This is a genomic window from Rugamonas fusca, assembly GCF_014042365.1.
GTDB classification, from domain to species: Bacteria; Pseudomonadota; Gammaproteobacteria; order Burkholderiales; family Burkholderiaceae_D; genus Rugamonas; species Rugamonas fusca.
In genome coordinates this window covers 18,417-35,634 of record NZ_JACEZS010000039.1, presented here as the reverse complement: position 1 = coordinate 35,634, position 17,218 = coordinate 18,417, and the positions used below count along the sequence as shown (strand labels likewise).

At 59.5% G+C, this 17,218-nt stretch carries 31 protein-coding genes; all 31 read left to right on the top strand.

Going from position 1 to position 17,218, the window contains the following annotated elements; genetic code table 11:
• A partial coding sequence (locus H3H36_RS25630) for an EF-Tu C-terminal domain-related protein (protein ID WP_446033180.1) occupies nucleotides 1-185 on the top strand: 185 nt, incomplete at its 5' end.
• 125 nt (nucleotides 186-310) lie between these two features.
• Nucleotides 311-628, top strand: a complete 318-nt coding sequence (gene rpsJ / locus H3H36_RS25625) for a 30S ribosomal protein S10 (protein WP_117014469.1) — start codon at nucleotides 311-313, stop codon at nucleotides 626-628.
• 257 nt (nucleotides 629-885) lie between these two features.
• Complete coding sequence (gene rplC / locus H3H36_RS25620; RefSeq protein WP_182220864.1) at nucleotides 886-1,542, top strand: 50S ribosomal protein L3; 657 nt, start codon at nucleotides 886-888, stop codon at nucleotides 1,540-1,542.
• Nucleotides 1,543-1,545: 3 nt separating this feature from the next.
• Complete coding sequence (gene rplD, locus H3H36_RS25615; RefSeq protein WP_182220863.1) at nucleotides 1,546-2,166, top strand: 50S ribosomal protein L4; 621 nt, start codon at nucleotides 1,546-1,548, stop codon at nucleotides 2,164-2,166.
• Nucleotides 2,163-2,477, top strand: a complete 315-nt coding sequence (rplW, locus tag H3H36_RS25610) for a 50S ribosomal protein L23 (RefSeq protein ID WP_182151376.1) — start codon at nucleotides 2,163-2,165, stop codon at nucleotides 2,475-2,477. The genes rplD and rplW overlap by 4 nt, the downstream gene beginning before the upstream one ends.
• A complete protein-coding gene (gene rplB / locus H3H36_RS25605; protein ID WP_182220862.1) occupies nucleotides 2,477-3,304 on the top strand; it encodes a 50S ribosomal protein L2 in 828 nt (275 codons plus the stop codon). The genes rplW and rplB overlap by 1 nt, the downstream gene beginning before the upstream one ends.
• 9 nt (nucleotides 3,305-3,313) lie before the next feature.
• Complete coding sequence (gene rpsS, locus H3H36_RS25600; protein WP_008444295.1) at nucleotides 3,314-3,589, top strand: 30S ribosomal protein S19; 276 nt, start codon at nucleotides 3,314-3,316, stop codon at nucleotides 3,587-3,589.
• Nucleotides 3,586-3,918, top strand: coding sequence for a 50S ribosomal protein L22 (gene rplV / locus H3H36_RS25595; RefSeq protein WP_182151929.1), 333 nt, complete (start codon nucleotides 3,586-3,588; stop codon nucleotides 3,916-3,918). Before rpsS ends, rplV begins: the two co-directional genes overlap by 4 nt.
• 9 nt (nucleotides 3,919-3,927) lie before the next feature.
• Complete coding sequence (gene rpsC, locus H3H36_RS25590; protein WP_182220861.1) at nucleotides 3,928-4,743, top strand: 30S ribosomal protein S3; 816 nt, start codon at nucleotides 3,928-3,930, stop codon at nucleotides 4,741-4,743.
• Between the two features lie 2 nt (nucleotides 4,744-4,745).
• On the top strand, nucleotides 4,746-5,165 hold the full coding sequence (rplP, locus tag H3H36_RS25585) for a 50S ribosomal protein L16 (protein WP_056404292.1): 420 nt from the start codon (nucleotides 4,746-4,748) through the stop codon (nucleotides 5,163-5,165).
• A 12-nt stretch (nucleotides 5,166-5,177) separates the two neighbouring features.
• On the top strand, nucleotides 5,178-5,369 hold the full coding sequence (gene rpmC / locus H3H36_RS25580; protein ID WP_182151373.1) for a 50S ribosomal protein L29: 192 nt from the start codon (nucleotides 5,178-5,180) through the stop codon (nucleotides 5,367-5,369).
• Entirely contained in the window at nucleotides 5,366-5,638 is a 273-nt protein-coding gene (gene rpsQ, locus H3H36_RS25575; RefSeq protein ID WP_182151372.1) for a 30S ribosomal protein S17, read from the top strand. Before rpmC ends, rpsQ begins: the two co-directional genes overlap by 4 nt.
• Nucleotides 5,639-5,902: 264 nt before the next feature.
• A complete protein-coding gene (gene rplN / locus H3H36_RS25570; protein ID WP_008444317.1) occupies nucleotides 5,903-6,271 on the top strand; it encodes a 50S ribosomal protein L14 in 369 nt (122 codons plus the stop codon).
• 9 nt (nucleotides 6,272-6,280) lie between these two features.
• The gene (rplX, locus tag H3H36_RS25565; RefSeq protein ID WP_182220860.1) at nucleotides 6,281-6,595 is read left to right on the top strand and encodes a 50S ribosomal protein L24; all 315 of its coding nucleotides are present in this window, start codon (nucleotides 6,281-6,283) and stop codon (nucleotides 6,593-6,595) included.
• Nucleotides 6,596-6,601: 6 nt separating this feature from the next.
• Nucleotides 6,602-7,141 carry a 50S ribosomal protein L5 gene (rplE, locus tag H3H36_RS25560; protein WP_182161863.1) on the top strand — a complete coding sequence of 180 codons (540 nt, stop codon included), beginning with the start codon at nucleotides 6,602-6,604 and terminating at the stop codon, nucleotides 7,139-7,141.
• 7 nt (nucleotides 7,142-7,148) lie between these two features.
• Nucleotides 7,149-7,454, top strand: a complete 306-nt coding sequence (rpsN, locus tag H3H36_RS25555; protein WP_182151370.1) for a 30S ribosomal protein S14 — start codon at nucleotides 7,149-7,151, stop codon at nucleotides 7,452-7,454.
• A 14-nt stretch (nucleotides 7,455-7,468) separates the two neighbouring features.
• On the top strand, nucleotides 7,469-7,864 hold the full coding sequence (rpsH, locus tag H3H36_RS25550; protein ID WP_093556907.1) for a 30S ribosomal protein S8: 396 nt from the start codon (nucleotides 7,469-7,471) through the stop codon (nucleotides 7,862-7,864).
• A 10-nt stretch (nucleotides 7,865-7,874) separates the two neighbouring features.
• Nucleotides 7,875-8,408 (top strand): 50S ribosomal protein L6, encoded by a 534-nt coding sequence (rplF, locus tag H3H36_RS25545; protein WP_182220859.1) that lies wholly within the window; start codon nucleotides 7,875-7,877, stop codon nucleotides 8,406-8,408.
• 13 nt (nucleotides 8,409-8,421) lie between these two features.
• Entirely contained in the window at nucleotides 8,422-8,784 is a 363-nt protein-coding gene (gene rplR / locus H3H36_RS25540; protein ID WP_182151368.1) for a 50S ribosomal protein L18, read from the top strand.
• A gap of 9 nt (nucleotides 8,785-8,793) precedes the next feature.
• On the top strand, nucleotides 8,794-9,312 hold the full coding sequence (gene rpsE / locus H3H36_RS25535; protein ID WP_182161867.1) for a 30S ribosomal protein S5: 519 nt from the start codon (nucleotides 8,794-8,796) through the stop codon (nucleotides 9,310-9,312).
• Nucleotides 9,313-9,322: 10 nt separating this feature from the next.
• Nucleotides 9,323-9,502: a 50S ribosomal protein L30 gene (gene rpmD / locus H3H36_RS25530; protein WP_220459855.1), complete on the top strand. Its 180-nt coding sequence runs from the start codon at nucleotides 9,323-9,325 to the stop codon at nucleotides 9,500-9,502.
• Nucleotides 9,503-9,529: 27 nt separating this feature from the next.
• Nucleotides 9,530-9,961 (top strand): 50S ribosomal protein L15, encoded by a 432-nt coding sequence (gene rplO, locus H3H36_RS25525; RefSeq protein WP_182161869.1) that lies wholly within the window; start codon nucleotides 9,530-9,532, stop codon nucleotides 9,959-9,961.
• Nucleotides 9,962-9,993: 32 nt separating this feature from the next.
• Nucleotides 9,994-11,328, top strand: a complete 1,335-nt coding sequence (gene secY, locus H3H36_RS25520) for a preprotein translocase subunit SecY (protein WP_182220858.1) — start codon at nucleotides 9,994-9,996, stop codon at nucleotides 11,326-11,328.
• Between the two features lie 21 nt (nucleotides 11,329-11,349).
• A complete protein-coding gene (gene infA, locus H3H36_RS25515; protein ID WP_005663428.1) occupies nucleotides 11,350-11,568 on the top strand; it encodes a translation initiation factor IF-1 in 219 nt (72 codons plus the stop codon).
• 32 nt (nucleotides 11,569-11,600) lie between these two features.
• Nucleotides 11,601-11,714, top strand: a complete 114-nt coding sequence (gene rpmJ, locus H3H36_RS25510) for a 50S ribosomal protein L36 (RefSeq protein WP_005663407.1) — start codon at nucleotides 11,601-11,603, stop codon at nucleotides 11,712-11,714.
• Nucleotides 11,715-11,741: 27 nt separating this feature from the next.
• Nucleotides 11,742-12,107: a 30S ribosomal protein S13 gene (gene rpsM, locus H3H36_RS25505; protein WP_008444337.1), complete on the top strand. Its 366-nt coding sequence runs from the start codon at nucleotides 11,742-11,744 to the stop codon at nucleotides 12,105-12,107.
• 14 nt (nucleotides 12,108-12,121) lie between these two features.
• The gene (rpsK, locus tag H3H36_RS25500) at nucleotides 12,122-12,526 is read left to right on the top strand and encodes a 30S ribosomal protein S11 (RefSeq protein ID WP_008444339.1); all 405 of its coding nucleotides are present in this window, start codon (nucleotides 12,122-12,124) and stop codon (nucleotides 12,524-12,526) included.
• Nucleotides 12,527-12,780: 254 nt separating this feature from the next.
• A complete protein-coding gene (gene rpsD, locus H3H36_RS25495; protein WP_161040888.1) occupies nucleotides 12,781-13,404 on the top strand; it encodes a 30S ribosomal protein S4 in 624 nt (207 codons plus the stop codon).
• Nucleotides 13,405-13,507: 103 nt separating this feature from the next.
• Nucleotides 13,508-14,485 carry a DNA-directed RNA polymerase subunit alpha gene (locus H3H36_RS25490; RefSeq protein WP_072786829.1) on the top strand — a complete coding sequence of 326 codons (978 nt, stop codon included), beginning with the start codon at nucleotides 13,508-13,510 and terminating at the stop codon, nucleotides 14,483-14,485.
• Between the two features lie 239 nt (nucleotides 14,486-14,724).
• Entirely contained in the window at nucleotides 14,725-15,120 is a 396-nt protein-coding gene (gene rplQ, locus H3H36_RS25485; protein WP_182151361.1) for a 50S ribosomal protein L17, read from the top strand.
• A gap of 146 nt (nucleotides 15,121-15,266) precedes the next feature.
• Nucleotides 15,267-17,201 (top strand): protein-disulfide reductase DsbD, encoded by a 1,935-nt coding sequence (dsbD, locus tag H3H36_RS25480; RefSeq protein ID WP_182220857.1) that lies wholly within the window; start codon nucleotides 15,267-15,269, stop codon nucleotides 17,199-17,201.
• The last annotated feature ends 17 nt before the right edge of the window (nucleotides 17,202-17,218 follow it).

Here is a 17,218-nt window from a genome sequence, read left to right as displayed (position 1 = left end):
GTACCACGGACGTGACCGGTTCGATCGAGCTGCCAGCCGATAAAGAAATGGTTATGCCAGGCGACAACGTGTCGATCACCGTCAAGCTGATCAACCCGATCGCCATGGAAGAAGGTCTGCGCTTCGCTATCCGCGAAGGCGGCCGTACCGTCGGCGCCGGCGTTGTGGCGAAAATCATCGCCTAATTTTTAAGCGTTGATGTAAAAGAGGCGGCAAGGTGTGATACCATGCCGCCTCTTGCGTTACCCACCGTTCTTTTTAAAATTGCTGGCGCTACAAAGTTGCCAGTTCGCTCTTTGAAGGAATTACCATGTCCGTTACCAATCAAAAGATCCGTATCCGCCTGAAGGCTTTCGACTACAAGCTGATCGACCAGTCCGCCCTGGAAATCGTCGACACCGCCAAGCGCACCGGCGCCGTGGTCAAGGGCCCAGTGCCGCTGCCGACCCGCATCCAGCGCTTCGACGTGCTGCGTTCGCCACACGTGAACAAGACCTCGCGCGACCAGTTCGAAATCCGCACCCACCAGCGCCTGATGGACATCGTCGATCCTACCGACAAGACCGTTGACGCCCTGATGAAGCTGGACCTGCCAGCTGGCGTGGACGTCGAAATCAAGCTGCAGTAATCGCTGCCAGGCCGGCGGGGTATCCCGCCAGCCGGGAAGGGCCGGCCCCTCCGCACCGCGGACGGGCCGGCCCTTTTCATTCCAGGCACGGCTGCCGCCGTGCCCGAAAGCTGACATACCCCGTATTTAGTTGTTGCGTCAAGACCCAAATGACGCTACACTAGCCGGCTTCGGTATGGATTCGCCTTTTTCTGGTCCGTACTAATTTTTGTAGTTCAACAAAGCCCCGCCCAATCGTAGGTGGGAATGGAGAAAAAATGAGCCTTGGCCTCCTCGGTCGCAAGGTTGGTATGATGCGCATCTTCACCGATGACGGGGATTCGATCCCAGTCACCGTGTTGGACGTATCGAACAACCGTGTTGCGCAAATCAAAACGCCTGAAACGGATGGTTATTCCGCAGTTCAGGTTGCATTCGGTCAACGTCGCGCTTCCCGCGTGACCAAAGCCGTCGCTGGTCACCACGCTAAAGCAGGTGTTGAAGCCGGTACTCTGTTGAAAGAGTTCCGCGTGGACGCCGCTAAAGCTGCCGAACTGAAAGCTGGCGACGTGGTCGCCGTGTCGCTGTTCGAAGTCGGTCAGAAGATCGACGTGCAGGGCGTGACGATCGGTAAAGGTTACGCCGGTACCATCAAGCGTCACCACTTCGCCTCGGGCCGTCAGACCCACGGTAACTCCCGTTCGCACAATGTTCCAGGTTCCATCGGTATGGCGCAGGATCCAGGCCGCGTGTTCCCAGGTAAGCGCATGACCGGTCACCTCGGTGACGTCAACCGCACCATCCAGAACCTCGAAATCGCCCGTATCGACGCCGAGCGCCAGCTGCTGCTGGTCAAGGGTGCCGTTCCTGGCGCGAAAAATGGCCAGGTTGTCGTGTCGCCTGCCGTTAAAGTTAAAGCAAAGAAGGGAGCTTAATCGATGGAACTCAAGCTCTTGAACGCGCAAGGTCAAGCCGCCTCGAACGTAGCCGCCGCTGACACCGTCTTCGGCCGTGACTACAACGAAGCGCTGATCCACCAAGTGGTGGTGGCCTACCAGGCCAACGCTCGCAGCGGTAACCGCAAGCAGAAAGACCGTGAAGAAGTTCACCACACGACCAAGAAGCCATGGCGCCAAAAAGGCACCGGCCGTGCTCGTGCTGGTATGTCGTCGTCGCCACTGTGGCGCGGCGGTGGTCGCATCTTCCCGAACTCGCCTGACGAGAACTTCACCCATAAAGTGAACAAGAAGATGTACCGCGCCGGTATCTGCTCGATCCTGTCGCAACTGGCCCGCGAAGACCGTCTGTCGGTCATCGAAGACCTGACGATCGAAGCACCGAAGACCAAGCTGCTGTCGCAAAAGCTGACCGGCATGGGCTTTGACTCCGTGCTGATCATCACCGACGCCGCCAACGAAAACCTGGAACTGGCTTCGCGCAACCTGCCGAACGTGCTGGTTGTGGAACCACGTCACGCAGATCCGATGTCCCTGGTGTTCTACAAGAAGATCCTGGTCACCAAAGCTGCACTGGCTAAGATTGAGGAGATGCTGGCATGAGCGCAGTGAAATTTAGCGAAGAGCGCCTGATGAAGGTACTCGTGGCGCCCGTCATTTCCGAAAAAGCCACCATGGTGGCGGAGAAGAACGAACAGATCGTGTTCCGTGTCTCCCCGGATGCGACCAAGCCAGAAATCAAGGCCGCCGTTGAACTGCTGTTCAAGGTGGAAGTGGAATCGGTGCAGACCGTCAACCGCGAAGGTAAGCAGAAGCGCACCGGTGCCCGCATCGGCCGTCGCAACCATACCAAGCGCGCTTTCGTGTGCCTGAAGCCCGGCCAGGAAATCAATTTCTCCGAGGAGGCTAAATAATGGCACTCGTTAAGATGAAGCCAACCTCGCCAGGCCGTCGCGGCATGGTGAAGGTGGTCAACGCCGACCTGTACAAAGGCCGTCCGTTCGCCGCCCTGGTTGAGAAAAAATCCAAGACCGCCGGCCGTAACAACAACGGCCACATCACCACCCGCCACATCGGCGGTGGTCACAAGCAGCACTACCGTCTGGTCGACTTCAAGCGCCAGAAGGATGGCATTCCTGCGAAAGTGGAACGGATCGAATACGATCCTAACCGCACCGCGCACATCGCCCTGCTGTGCTACGCCGACGGCGAGCGCCAGTACATCATCGCCACCAAGGGCATGAGCGTAGGCGACACCGTCATGAACGGCGCGGAAGCCCCGATCAAGGCCGGTAACTGCCTGCCGATCCGCAACATCCCGGTCGGTACCGTGATGAACTGCGTCGAAATGCTGCCAGGTAAAGGTGCCCAGATGGCCCGTACCGCCGGCGCCGGCGTCGTGCTGATGGCCCGCGAAGGCACCTACGCTCAAGTGCGTCTGCGCTCGGGCGAAGTGCGCCGCGTGCACATCGAATGCCGCGCTACCGTGGGTGAAGTCGGCAACGCCGAGCACAGCCTGCGCAAGATCGGTAAGGCCGGTGCCATGCGTTGGCGCGGTGTTCGTCCTACCGTCCGCGGTGTGGTCATGAACCCGATCGACCACCCGCACGGTGGTGGTGAAGGCCGCACTGCAGCGGGCCGTCACCCAGTGTCGCCATGGGGCCAGCAGACCAAGGGCAAGAAGACGCGCAGCAACAAGCGCACTTCGTCGATGATCGTCTCGCGCCGCGGCAAGAAATAAGGATAAATCATGACTCGTTCATTGAAAAAAGGGCCGTTCTGTGACGCCCACCTGGTGAAGAAGGTCGAAGCCGCGCAAGCTGCCAAGGACAAGAAGCCAATCAAAACCTGGTCCCGTCGTTCGACCATCATGCCTGACTTCATCGGCCTGACGATCGCTGTGCACAACGGCAAGCTGCACGTGCCCGTGTATGTCTCCGAGAACATGGTTGGTCACAAGCTTGGCGAATTCGCGCTGACCCGCACGTTCAAGGGCCATGCCGCTGACAAGAAGGCGAAGAAATAATGGAAACTAAAGCTATCCTCAAGGGTGTGCGCTTGTCGGATCAGAAAGGCCGCCTGGTGGCGGACCTGATCCGCGGCAAGAAAGTTGACGCTGCGCTCAACATTCTGCAATTCAGCCCGAAAAAAGGCGCGACCATCATCAAGAAAGTGCTGGAGTCCGCCATTGCGAACGCCGAGCACAACGATGGTGCCGACATCGACGAACTGTTCGTGAAAACGATCTACGTCGAAAAGGGCCCGATCCTGAAGCGCTTCACCGCGCGTGCAAAAGGTCGTGGCGATCGTATCTCGAAACAATCGTGTCACGTGTACGTGACCGTCGGTAACTAAGGAGCCACGATGGGTCAGAAAATTCATCCAACTGGTTTCCGCCTGGCGGTTACCCGTAACTGGGCCTCGCGTTGGTACGCAGGCAACGGCAACTTCGCTTCCATGCTGAACGAAGACCTGAAGGCACGCGCCTACCTGAAGACCAAGCTGAAGAACGCTTCCGTCGGCCGCATCGTCATCGAGCGTCCGGCCAAGAACGCGCGCTTCACCATCTACAGCTCGCGTCCAGGCGTCGTGATCGGCAAGAAGGGCGAAGACATCGAAGTGCTGAAGTCGGCACTGACCAAGATCATGGGCGTGCCAGTGCACGTCAATATCGAGGAAATCCGCAAGCCGGAAATCGATTCGCAACTGATCGCCGATTCCATCGCCCAGCAGCTGGAAAAGCGTATCATGTTCCGCCGCGCCATGAAGCGTGCGATGCAAAACGCCATGCGTCTGGGTGCCCTGGGCATCAAGATCATGTCGTCGGGCCGTCTGAACGGCATCGAGATCGCCCGCAAAGAGTGGTACCGCGAAGGCCGCGTGCCGCTGCATACCCTGCGCGCTGACATCGACTACGGCACCAGCGAAGCATCGACCACCTACGGCATCATCGGCGTCAAGGTGTGGGTCTACAAGGGTGACCGCAACGCCGCCGGCGAAGCGCCAGTCATCGAGACCCCAGCTGACGAGAAGAAGAGCCGCGGTCCACGTCGTGACGACGGCAAGCCAGCCGGCCGCCCACGTCCAGCCGGTGCGAAACCATCCACAGCACCAGGTGCTGCCCGTCGTGCCGCCAAACCGGCCGCCGCTGCTGCGCCAGCTGAGAAAGCAGGAGAATAATCATGCTGCAACCAGCACGCAGAAAGTATCGTAAAGAGCAGAAGGGCCGTAACACCGGTATCTCGCACAGCCGCGGCACCGCCGTGTCGTTCGGCGAGTTCGGTCTGAAAGCCGTTGCCCGCGGCCGTATCACGGCCCGTCAAATCGAGGCAGCACGTCGCGCCATGACCCGTCACATCAAGCGTGGTGGCCGGATCTGGATCCGCGTGTTCCCGGACAAGCCTATCTCGAACAAGCCTGCCGAAGTCCGTATGGGTAACGGTAAGGGTAACCCCGAGTACTACGTCGCCGAAATCCAGCCAGGCAAAGTCCTGTACGAGATGGATGGCGTCGCAGAAGAGCTGGCGCGCGAAGCGTTCCGTCTGGCCGCTGCCAAACTGCCGCTGGCTACCACCTTCGTGGTGCGCCAGGTTGGCCAATAAGAGGAGTGAAATATGAAAGCATCTGAACTCCGCGGCAAAGACCAGGCAGCTCTGCAACAGGAGCTGAACGATCTGCTGAAGGCCCAGTTTGGTCTGCGTATGCAAGTGGCTACGCAACAGCTGAGCAACACTTCGCAGCTCAAGAAGGTACGCCGCGACATCGCGCGTGTAAAAACGGTAATGAACACCAAGGAAGCCAAATGACCGAACCAGTGAAAAAGCCGCTCAAGCGCACGCTGATCGGTAAAGTGGTGTCCGACAAAATGGACAAGACCGTAACCGTTCTGATCGAACGTCACGTCAAACATCCTTTGTACGGCAAGATCATCGTGCGCTCCAACAAGTACCATGCGCACGACGAGACCAACCAGGTGAAAGCCGGTGACACGGTGGAAATCGTGGAAGGTCGCCCGATCTCGAAGACCAAGGCATGGACCGTGACCCGTGTGGTGCAAGCCGCACAAATCGTTTAATTAGAAAAACCTCCCGCCCGGCAACGGTCGGGGGGTGTTTTTAATTAGTTCTTGCAAGCCCGCAAATTGTATGTAATACTTGCGGGCTTCGTTCATGTAACGCCGCAAAGTGTCTGGCCACAGACGCTGAACCGTGCGGTCAGTGCAGTACGAAGGTCAAGCACCCAAACATCGGGGCCTGCATGGGCGCCGCTGGCGGGACCAAGACTGACCGCAGGTCCGCATTGTGTGGATTCTTCGGCTTAAGTTGGGAAAGAGAATACTATGATTCAAACTGAAAGCCGGCTCGAAGTGGCCGACAACACCGGTGCCAAGGAAGTCATGTGCATCAAGGTGTTGGGCGGCTCCAAGCGCCGTTATGCTGGCATCGGCGACGTGATCAAGGTGACCGTGAAGGTTGCTGCGCCACGCGGCCGTGTCAAAAAAGGTGAAATTTATAACGCCGTGGTAGTGCGCACCGCCAAAGGTGTGCGTCGCCAAGACGGTTCCCTGGTCAAGTTCGACGGCAACGCCGCCGTGCTGCTGAACGCCAAGCTGGAACCGATCGGTACCCGTATTTTTGGACCAGTGACGCGCGAGCTGCGCACTGAAAAGTTCATGAAGATCGTGTCCCTGGCACCGGAAGTCCTGTAAGGAGTCGTAATGGATAAGATTCGTAAAAACGACGAAGTCATCGTGCTGACCGGGAAAGACAAGGGCAAGCGCGGCGTCGTGCAGCGTCGCGTCGACGCTGAGCACGTCGTGGTTGAAGGCATCAACGTCGCCAAGAAAGCGACCAAGCCTAACCCAATGACTGGCGTACAAGGTGGTATCGTCGATAAGACTATGCCGATTCACGTGTCCAACGTGGCATTGTTCAATGCCGCGACTGGCAAGGCAGACCGCGTGGGCTTCAAGGAAGTGGACGGCAAGAAAGTCCGCGTCTACAAGTCCTCCGGCGAAGTAGTGAAGGCTTAAGAAATCATGGCACGTCTCCAAGAATTCTATAAAGAAAAGGTCATCGCCGACCTGACCGCGAAATTCGGTTACAAAACGGTGATGGAAGTTCCACGTCTGACCAAGATCACCCTGAACATGGGTCTGTCGGAAGCGGTCGCGGACAAGAAGATCATTGAGCACGCCGTTGGCGACCTGACCAAGATCGCCGGCCAGAAGCCAGTGGTCACCAAGGCACGCAAGGCAATCGCGGGCTTCAAGATCCGTGAAGGCTACCCGATCGGTACCATGGTCACCCTGCGCGGCGCTCGCATGTACGAGTTCCTGGATCGCTTCATCACCGTGGCCCTGCCACGCGTGCGCGACTTCCGCGGTGTGTCCGGCCGTTCCTTCGATGGTCGTGGTAACTACAACATCGGCGTGAAAGAGCAGATCATCTTCCCGGAAATCGAGTACGACAAGATCGATGCGCTGCGTGGTATGAACATCTCCATCACCACCACCGCCAAGACCGACGACGAAGCGAAAGCGCTCCTCGCCGCCTTTAAATTCCCGTTCAGGAACTAAGTAGATCATGGCAAAACTCGCACTGATTAACCGTGAGCAGAAACGTGTCGACCTGGCGAACAAGTTCGCCGCCAAGCGCGCTTCGCTGAAGGCCATCATCGATGACCAGTCGAAATCGGAAGAAGAGCGTTACGAAGCGCGCCTGAAACTGCAGGCCCTGCCACGTAACTCGAACCCGACTCGCCAGCGCAACCGTTGCGCCGTCACCGGTCGTCCACGCGGCACCTTCCGTAAATTCGGTCTGGGCCGTATCAAGCTCCGTGAATTCGCCATGCGTGGTGAGATCCCGGGTATGACTAAAGCAAGCTGGTAATAGGAGAATAAGCAATGAGTATGAGCGATCCTATCGCCGATATGCTGACCCGCATTCGCAACGCCCAGGGCGTTCAAAAAACGACCGTGGCCATGCCATCGTCGAAAGTCAAAGTAGCGATTGCCAACGTCCTCAAGGACGAGGGTTACATTGAAGATTTCGCCGTCGCCGAAGCTGGTGGCAAGGCGGAACTGAAAATCGGTTTGAAGTATTATGTTGGCCGTCCCGTCATCGAGCGCCTCGAGCGCGTGTCCCGTCCAGGCCTGCGCGTCTACAAGGGCAAGGACGAGATCCCAACCGTGATGAACGGCCTGGGTGTGGCGATCGTGTCGACCCCGCAAGGCGTCATGACTGACCGCAAAGCCCGCGCCACCGGCGTCGGCGGCGAAGTCATCTGCTACGTCGCATAAGGAGTTACACATGTCTCGAGTAGCTAAAATGCCAATCGCCGTGCCAGCTGGCGCTGATGTCGCCATCTCCGCACAAGCGATCACCGTCAAGGGCCCGCTGGGCGTCCTGACCCAGGGCCTGAACGGCCTGGTCAAGGTGGAAAACAACGCCGGCAGCCTCAATTTCGAGCCGGTCAACGACAGCCGCGAAGCCAATGCCATGTCCGGCACGCTGCGCGCCCTGGTCAACAACATGGTCACCGGCGTCACCAAGGGCTTCGAGAAGAAGCTCAACCTGGTCGGCGTGGGTTACAAGGCGCAAGCGCAAGGCGACAAGCTGAACCTGTCGCTGGGCTTCTCGCACCCTGTCGTGCACACCATGCCAGCGGGCGTCACCTGCGCCACCGCTACGCCTACGGAGATCGTCATCAAAGGCATCGACCGTCAGCAAGTGGGCCAAGTGGCCGCTGAAGTTCGCGCTTACCGCGCCCCTGAGCCTTACAAGGGCAAGGGCGTCCGTTATTCGGACGAAGTGGTGAAGATCAAAGAAACCAAGAAGAAGTAACTAGGGGCTGACGATGGACAAGAAAGAATCACGTCTGCGCCGCGGACGCCAAACCCGGATCAAGATCGCGCAATTGAAAGTGAACCGCCTGTCGGTCCACCGCACCAACCTGCACATTTACGCGAACCTGATCTCGCCGGACGCCAAAGTACTGGTGTCGGCCTCCACGGCCGAAGTCGAAGTGCGCAACGAACTGGCTGGCAAGTCGGGCAAGGGTGGCAACGCTGCCGCCGCCGCACTGGTTGGCAAGCGCGTCGCAGAGAAAGCACTGAAAGCAGGAATCACCGAAGTCGCGTTCGACCGCTCCGGTTTCCGTTACCACGGCCGTGTGAAGGCGCTGGCAGAAGCCGCGCGCGAAGCCGGTCTGAAGTTCTAAGGAACGATCATGGCAAAAATGCAAGCAAAAATGCAGGGCGATAAGCCTGATGATGGCATGCGCGAAAAAATGATCGCGATCAACCGCGTGACCAAAGTGGTCAAGGGTGGTCGCATCATGGGTTTCGCCGCGCTGACCGTGGTCGGTGACGGCGATGGCCGCATCGGCATGGGCAAGGGCAAGTCGAAGGAAGTACCAGTCGGTGTGCAAAAGGCAATGGAAGAAGCCCGTCGCAACCTGATCAAGGTGCCTCTGAAGAACGGTACCCTGCAACATACGGTAGAGGGCCGTCACGGCGCCTCGAAAGTGATGATGAGCCCAGCCAAGCCTGGTACGGGCGTCATCGCCGGCGGCGCAATGCGCGCAATCTTCGAAGTAATGGGCGTGACGGACGTGGTGGCCAAATCCACCGGCTCGTCGAACCCTTACAACCTGGTGCGCGCCACGCTGGACGGTCTGGCAAAAATGAGTACTCCTGCTGACATCGCCGCCAAGCGCGGTAAGTCGGTGGAAGAGATCCTGGGCTAAGGTGGACATCATGACGAAAACTGTCAAAGTACAATTGGTCAAGGGCTTGATCGGCACGCGTGAAGATCACCGTGCCACCGTACGCGGCCTGGGCCTGCGTCGTGTCAACTCGATTCGCGAGTTGCGGGACACCCCATCCGTACGCGGCATGATCAACAAAGTCTCGTACCTCGTTAAAGTTGTTGCGTAAGCCTTTGGGCTTACGTACGGAGAAAACATGGAACTGAATACCATACAACCAGCCGAAGGCGCCAAGCACGCTAAGCGTCGCGTCGGCCGCGGTATCGGCTCCGGTCTGGGTAAAACCTCGGGCCGTGGTCACAAAGGTCAAAAATCGCGTTCGGGCGGCTTCCACAAAGTCGGTTTCGAAGGCGGTCAGATGCCGCTGCAACGCCGTCTGCCTAAGCGCGGTTTCAAGTCGCTCAACGCCACCTTCAAAGCTGAAGTGCGTCTGTCCGACCTGAACAACCTGGCCGTCGGCGATGTCGACATCCTGGTGCTCAAGCAAGCTGGCGTGCTGAACGTGCTGGCCCGCGACGTGCGCGTCATTCTGTCCGGCGAGATCACCAAAGCGGTGAACCTCAAGGGCCTGAAAGTGACCGCTGGCGCCAAGGCAGCCATCGAAGCAGCCGGCGGCTCGGTAGCCTGAGTTGTCCGCTAACAGCTTGATCGGAGCGAAAATTGGCGACTAATCCACAACTTGCTAAGAGTGCTGCAGCCGGATTCCCCTGGGGCCGGCTCTGGTTCCTGCTTGGCGCATTGGTGGTTTATCGTATCGGCGCTCACGTCCCGGTACCCGGGATCGATCCGGTACAATTAGCCGCGCTGTTCAAGTCGCAAGAGGGTGGCATCCTGGGCATGTTCAACATGTTCAGCGGTGGCGCGCTCTCGCGCTTCACAGTGTTTGCGCTGGGTATCATGCCTTACATCTCGGCCTCGATCATCATGCAATTGCTGTCGATCGTGTCGCCGCAGATGGAAGCGCTCAAAAAAGAAGGCGAAGCAGGCCGGCGCAAGATCACCCAGTACACCCGGTATTTCACGGTGGCGCTGGCGATGTTCCAGGCGTTCGGTATCGCAGTCGCCCTGGAATCCCAAGCCGGCCTGGTGCTGGATCCGGGCATGGGGTTCCGCTTCGTGACGGTCGTGACGCTGTTGACTGGCACCATGTTCCTGATGTGGCTGGGGGAGCAGATTACCGAGCGTGGCTTGGGTAATGGCATCTCCATCATCATTTTCGCCGGTATCGCCGCCGGTCTGCCGAACGCGCTGGGGGGCTTGTTCTCCCAGGTCGCCAACGGTTCGATCGGCAGCTTCTCGGCGATCATCATCGTGGCCCTGGTGGCGGCGGTAACGTTCTTCGTGGTGTTTGTGGAACGTGGCCAGCGCAAGATTCTGGTGAATTATGCTAAGCGCCAGGTCGGTAACAAGATTTACGGTGGACAAACGTCGCACCTGCCATTGAAGTTGAACATGGCGGGCGTGATCCCACCGATCTTCGCATCGTCGATCATCTTGTTCCCGGCCACGATCCTGGACTGGTTCGCCAAGGGCGCCAATCCGGCCAACCCGGTGATCCGCTTCCTCAAGGATGTGGCAGCATCGATGGGTCCAGGCGAGCCTATGCACGCCCTGCTGTACGCCATTGCAATCGTGTTTTTCTGCTTCTTCTACACCGCTTTGGTGTTCAACAGCAAAGAAACGGCGGATAACTTGAAGAAGAGCGGGGCCTTCGTGCCAGGGATTCGTCCCGGTGAGCAGACAGCCCGTTACATCGACAAGATCCTGACCCGGTTGACTCTGGCAGGCGCAATCTACATCACCTTGGTGTGTTTGTTGCCGGAATTCATGCAAGCCGAGTGGAAGGTACCGTTCTATTTTGGTGGTACTTCTCTGTTGATTATTGTGGTTGTGACCATGGACTTCATGGCGCAAGTACAAAACTACGTGATGTCGCAGCAATATGAATCGCTGCTGCGCAAAGCAAACTTCAAAGGCGGAATTCCGACGCGATAAGCGCGGTTTCAAACATACCGAATGGCAAAAGACGACGTCATACAGATGCAGGGCGAGATTCTCGAGAATCTGCCGAATGCAACATTTCGAGTGAAGCTGGAAAACGGACACGTGGTGCTCGGGCATATTTCGGGTAAAATGCGGATGAACTATATCCGCATTCTTCCTGGCGACAAGGTGACGGTAGAGCTGACACCCTATGACTTGAGCCGGGCCCGCATCGTGTTCCGGACCAAGTAACCAACAATATTGAACCAAGAAGAGAGTGCAAAATGAAAGTTAACGCCTCAGTCAAGCGGATCTGCCGCAACTGCAAGATCATCAAGCGCAAGGGTGTTGTTCGCGTCATCTGCGTCGAACCACGCCACAAGCAGCGTCAAGGTTAATAACCGTTATTTATCGAGGAATAACGAATGGCACGTATTGCAGGGGTTAATATCCCCAATCATCAGCACACCGTTATCGGCCTGACGGCCATCTACGGTGTAGGCCGCCCGCGCGCAAAGTTCATCTGCGCCGCAACGGGCATCGCGACCAACAAGAAGGTCAAAGACCTGGACGATAGCGAACTGGAAAAGCTGCGCGATGAAGTAGCAAAATTCATCGTCGAAGGCGATCTGCGTCGCGAACTGTCCATGAACATCAAGCGTTTGATGGACCTGGGTTGCTACCGTGGTATGCGTCACCGTAAGGGCCTGCCGGTCCGCGGCCAGCGTACTCGCACCAATGCACGTACCCGCAAGGGCCCGCGCAAAGCCGCACAATCGCTCAAGAAATAATCTAGGGAAATCACATGGCTAAGCAACAAAGCAGCGCAGCAGCAGCTCGCGTTCGTAAGAAGGTCAAGAAGAACGTTGCCGAGGGTATCGCGCACGTCCACGCTTCCTTCAACAACACCATCATCACCATCACCGACCGTCAGGGCAACGCTCTGTCGTGGGCTACCTCTGGTGGTGCTGGCTTCAAGGGGTCGCGTAAATCGACCCCGTTCGCAGCGCAGGTTGCGGCTGAAGCAGCTGGTAAAGTCGCCGTGGAATGCGGCGTGAAGAACCTGGAAGTGCGTATCAAGGGCCCAGGTCCTGGTCGCGAATCCGCAGTGCGCGCACTGAACAACCTGGGCATCAAGATCACCGAGATCCAGGACGTGACCCCAGTGCCACACAACGGCTGCCGTCCTCCGAAGCGTCGTCGTATCTAAAGCACAGTCGGCGGCGGCGGGTTCGCCCGCCCGCCAGCCTTCTGTGGTGCCGTACCCCGTTTCAAAGCAGCACAAAAAAATCGCTGGAGCAGGGAACCGGAAACGGTTATACTGCCCGGCTATTGCCGCCTGTCGAACCGGTTTCGGCGGGTTTTTCGTTTTCAGCCACCGTCTGGCCAAACGCGGACCAGACTAGCGCCTAACTGCATGCAAGCATGTAGCTGGGGCGTTATTATTTAAAAAAAGGAAGCATCGTGGCACGTTATATCGGACCAAAAGCAAAACTGTCCCGCCGTGAAGGTACGGACCTGTTCCTCAAGAGCGCACGCCGCTCGCTCGACAGCAAGTGCAAACTGGACGTCAAGCCAGGCCAGCACGGCGTCAAATCGGGTGCCCGCACCTCGGACTACGGCAACCAGCTGCGCGAAAAGCAGAAGGTCAAGCGCATGTACGGCGTCCTCGAGCGTCAGTTCCGCCGCTACTTCGCCGAAGCCGACCGCCGCAAGGGCAACACCGGCGAAACCCTGCTGAAGCTGCTGGAAACCCGTCTGGACAACGTCGCTTACCGCATGGGCTTCGGCTCGACCCGCGCTGAAGCGCGTCAGCTGGTATCGCACAAAGCCTTCACCGTGAACGGCCAAGTCGTGAACATCGCTTCGTACTCCGTGAAAGTGGGCGACGTGATCGCCGTGCGCGAAAAGTCGAAGAAGCAGACCCGTATCATCGAAGCGCTGTCGCTGGCTGAGCAAGTCGGTATGCCAAGCTGGGTGTCGGTTGACGCCAAGAAAATGGAAGGCACCTTCAAGTCCCTGCCAGAGCGTAACGAAATCGCCAACGACGTCAACGAATCGCTGATCGTCGAACTGTACTCGCGTTAATCGTAGTCGGTTGTAATCCCGCCCACTCTACGGAGTGGGCGTTTTCACTAATGCCATCAGCCTTATCGGCGTAACGAGCCGAGGGTATTGAAAAGGACATTTCATGCAAAACAGTTTGTTGAAACCACGTATTATCGATGTCGAGGCGCTGGGCGCCGGTCACGCGAAAGTCGTGATGGAGCCGTTCGAACGCGGCTATGGCCACACCCTGGGTAACGCGCTGCGCCGCGTGCTGCTGTCGTCGATGATCGGCTACGCCCCCACCGAGGTGACGATCGCCGGCGTCGTGCACGAATACTCGTCGCTCGACGGCGTGCAAGAAGACGTGGTCGACCTGCTGCTGAACCTGAAGGGCGTGGTCTTCAAAGTCCACAACCGTGACTCCGTCACCCTGACCCTGAAGAAGGAAGGCGAAGGCGCCGTGCTGGCTTCGGACATCGATCTGCCCCACGATGTGGAACTGATCAACCCGGACCACGTGATCGCCCACCTGACGGCCGGCGGTAAACTGGACATGCAGATCAAGGTCGAAAAAGGCCGCGGCTATGTGCCCGGTAACGTGCGCCGCCTGTCGGAAGACACCAACAAGACCATCGGCCGCATCATCCTGGACGCGTCGTTCTCGCCCGTGCGCCGCGTGTCGTACTTCGTGGAATCGGCCCGTGTGGAACAGCGTACCGACCTGGACAAGCTGATCATCAACATCGAGACCAACGGCGTGATTTCGCCGGAAGAAGCGATCCGCCAGTCGGCTCGCGTGCTGGTCGACCAGTTGAACGTGTTCGCTGCCCTGGAAGGCACGGAAGCGGCTGCCGAAGCGCCATCGCGTGCTCCGCTGGTCGATCCTATCCTGCTGCGTCCGGTGGACGACCTGGAGCTGACCGTCCGTTCGGCCAACTGCCTGAAAGCGGAAAACATCTACTACATCGGCGACCTGATCCAGCGTTCGGAAAACGAACTGCTGAAGACGCCGAACCTGGGCCGCAAGTCGCTGAACGAAATCAAGGAAGTGCTCGCTTCGCGCGGCCTGACCTTGGGCATGAAGCTGGAAAACTGGCCGCCTGCTGGGCTGGAAAAATAACAAATTGGGTGACAGTCCAGGACATCGCGCAGCGATGTTCTGGCCTGTTACCAACTGATTTGATTGGGTGACAGTGCCGGACACCGCGCAGCGATGTTCTGCCCTGTTACCAACTGATTTGTAGTACCCGTCCGGCGCATGGCGCGCCGGGCGTTTAACCCACTAGAACCGGTCCGCGCTTCCGCCCTGGCGGCAGCGATCGAAGAACTCGGATTTAAACACCATCGAAAGGAAGTACCATGCGTCACCGTCACGGCCTCCGTAAGCTGAACCGTACCTCGTCCCACCGTCTGGCCATGCTGCGCAACATGACCGTTTCCCTGCTGCGTCATGAAGCCATCAAGACCACCCTGCCAAAGGCCAAGGAACTGCGTCGCGTTGTCGAGCCTATCCTGACCCTGGGCAAGACCGACACCCTGGCCAACAAGCGTCTGGCGTTCTCCCGCCTGCGCGACCGCGAAATGGTCGTGAAGCTGTTCGCCGAACTGGGCCCACGCTACGCTGCCCGTAACGGCGGCTACCTGCGTATCCTGAAAATGGGCTTCCGCGTTGGCGACAACGCGCCAATGGCTTACGTCGAGCTGCTGGACCGTCCAGAAGTCACCGCTGTGGAAGACGCGCCAACCGCCGAGTAATAGCCGGTCGTTGTCATGTCAGAAAAGCCAGGCTCTGCCTGGCTTTTTTGCTTTTCGGCCATCCATCTTAAGGCCGCGCTCAGACGGCGAGGCGCGCGCCGGTGTACTATTGCCCGTTGAGCCCAATTCGCCTTCATTCGTCTCCTATGCCACGATTCGCCGCCTTTTCCTTCCTGTCCGCACATTCAGCTACGACCGCGGCCACGGCCCTGCGCCGGGTGCTGACGCTGCTCGCGCTGCTGTGGCTGGCCGTCGGCCAGCCGGCCCGCGCCGATGAAGACTACCTGGAACCGGACGCCGCCTTCCGCTTCTCGGCCCGCATGGCCGACAGCCACACGGTGGCCGTCACCTACCAGATCGCGGACGGCTACTACATGTACCGCGAGCGCTTCAGGTTCGCGGCCCAGGGCGCCACGCTGGGCACGCCGGCGATCCCGCCGGGCAAGATCCACTTCGACGAAACGTTCCAGAAGAACGTGGAAACCTACCGCGGCAGCGTCACCATCACCATACCGGTCCAGGCCGGCGGCAGCTTCACGCTGGTCTCCACCGGCCAGGGTTGCTCCGACAAGGGCTTATGCTACGCCCCGCAGGAAGCCAAGGCCGCGCTGACGGCCAGCGGCGCGCCGGGCCTGGCGGCGCTGGCACTGGGGCAGGGGACCCCACCGGGCGGCGCCAGCCAGTCGGCCCCGGCCACCCAGTCGTCCGTGCCATCGGCGCCGGTATCGCCCGGCGTCACCGTCAATGCCGTACCCACGCCGGAAACGACGGTGATGGCGCCGGCCGCCAGCGCACCCGTCACCGCCGCCACGCCGGCCCAGCCGGGCAATGTGGAAGCGGCGCTCAAGGGCGGCAGGCTGCTCGTCATCGTGCCGCTGTTCATGCTGCTGGGCCTGGGGTTGGCATTCACGCCGTGCGTGCTGCCCATGGTGCCCATCCTGTCGTTCATTATCGTGGGCGAGGGCGCCAAGGCCAGCCGTGCGCGCGGCTTGCTGCTGTCGTCCACCTATTCGCTGGGCATGGCCATTGTCTACACGGCGCTGGGCGTGGCCGCCGGCCTGATCGGCGAAGGCCTGGCTGCCGCCTTGCAGAACCCGTGGGTGCTGGGCGCGTTCGCGCTGCTGATGGCCGCCATGTCGCTGTCCATGTTCGGCTACTACAACCTGCAGGTACCGGCCGCGCTGCAAACCCGGCTCAGCGCCATGTCGCACCGGCAGGCGGCCGGCAAGCTGGCTGGCGTGTTCGTGATGGGCGCCATCTCGGCCCTGATCGTCGGCCCCTGCGTGGCCGCGCCGCTGGCTGGCGCGCTGGTCTACATCAGCCAGACGCGTGACGTCGTCATCGGCGGCAGCGCCCTGTTCGCGATGGCCGTCGGCATGAGCGTGCCGCTGCTGCTGGTGGGCGTGTCGGCCGGCACGCTGTTGCCCAAGGCCGGCTTGTGGATGGATGGCGTCAAGCGCTTCTTCGGCGTGCTGCTGCTGGCGATGGCGTGGTGGCTGGTGTCGCCCGTGCTGCCGGCGGCCGTGCAGATGCTGGGCTGGACGGCGCTGCTGGTCGGCTACGGCGTCTACCTGCTGCGCAACAAGATGGGACACTGGGTGTCCAAGAGCGCCGGCCTGGTGTTCGCCGCGCTGGGCCTGGTGCAACTGGTGGGCGTGAGCACGGGCGGGCGCGATGTGCTGGCACCGCTGGCCCATCTGCAGGCGCAGGGCGCAGTGCAGCCGCTGCCGTTCAAGCGCGTCAAGACGGTAGAGGAACTCGATGCCGTGCTGGCCCAGACCGGCGGCAAGAGCGCCATGCTGGACTTCTACGCCGACTGGTGCGTGTCCTGCAAGGAAATGGAAAAGCTGACCTTCGTGGCGCCGGCCGTGCGTGCGCGGCTGGCCAACACGGTGCTGCTGCAAGTGGACGTGACGGCCAACGACGAGGCCGACAAGGCCATGCTCAAGCGCTTCCACCTGTTTGGCCCGCCGGGCATCATCCTGTTCGACGGCAAGGGCCAGGAGCTGGCCGATGCGCGCGTGATCGGCTTCCAGGACGCCGAGAAATTCCTGCAGTCGCTGTCGCGGCTGCCACAATAACGTCAACGCCCGGCCTT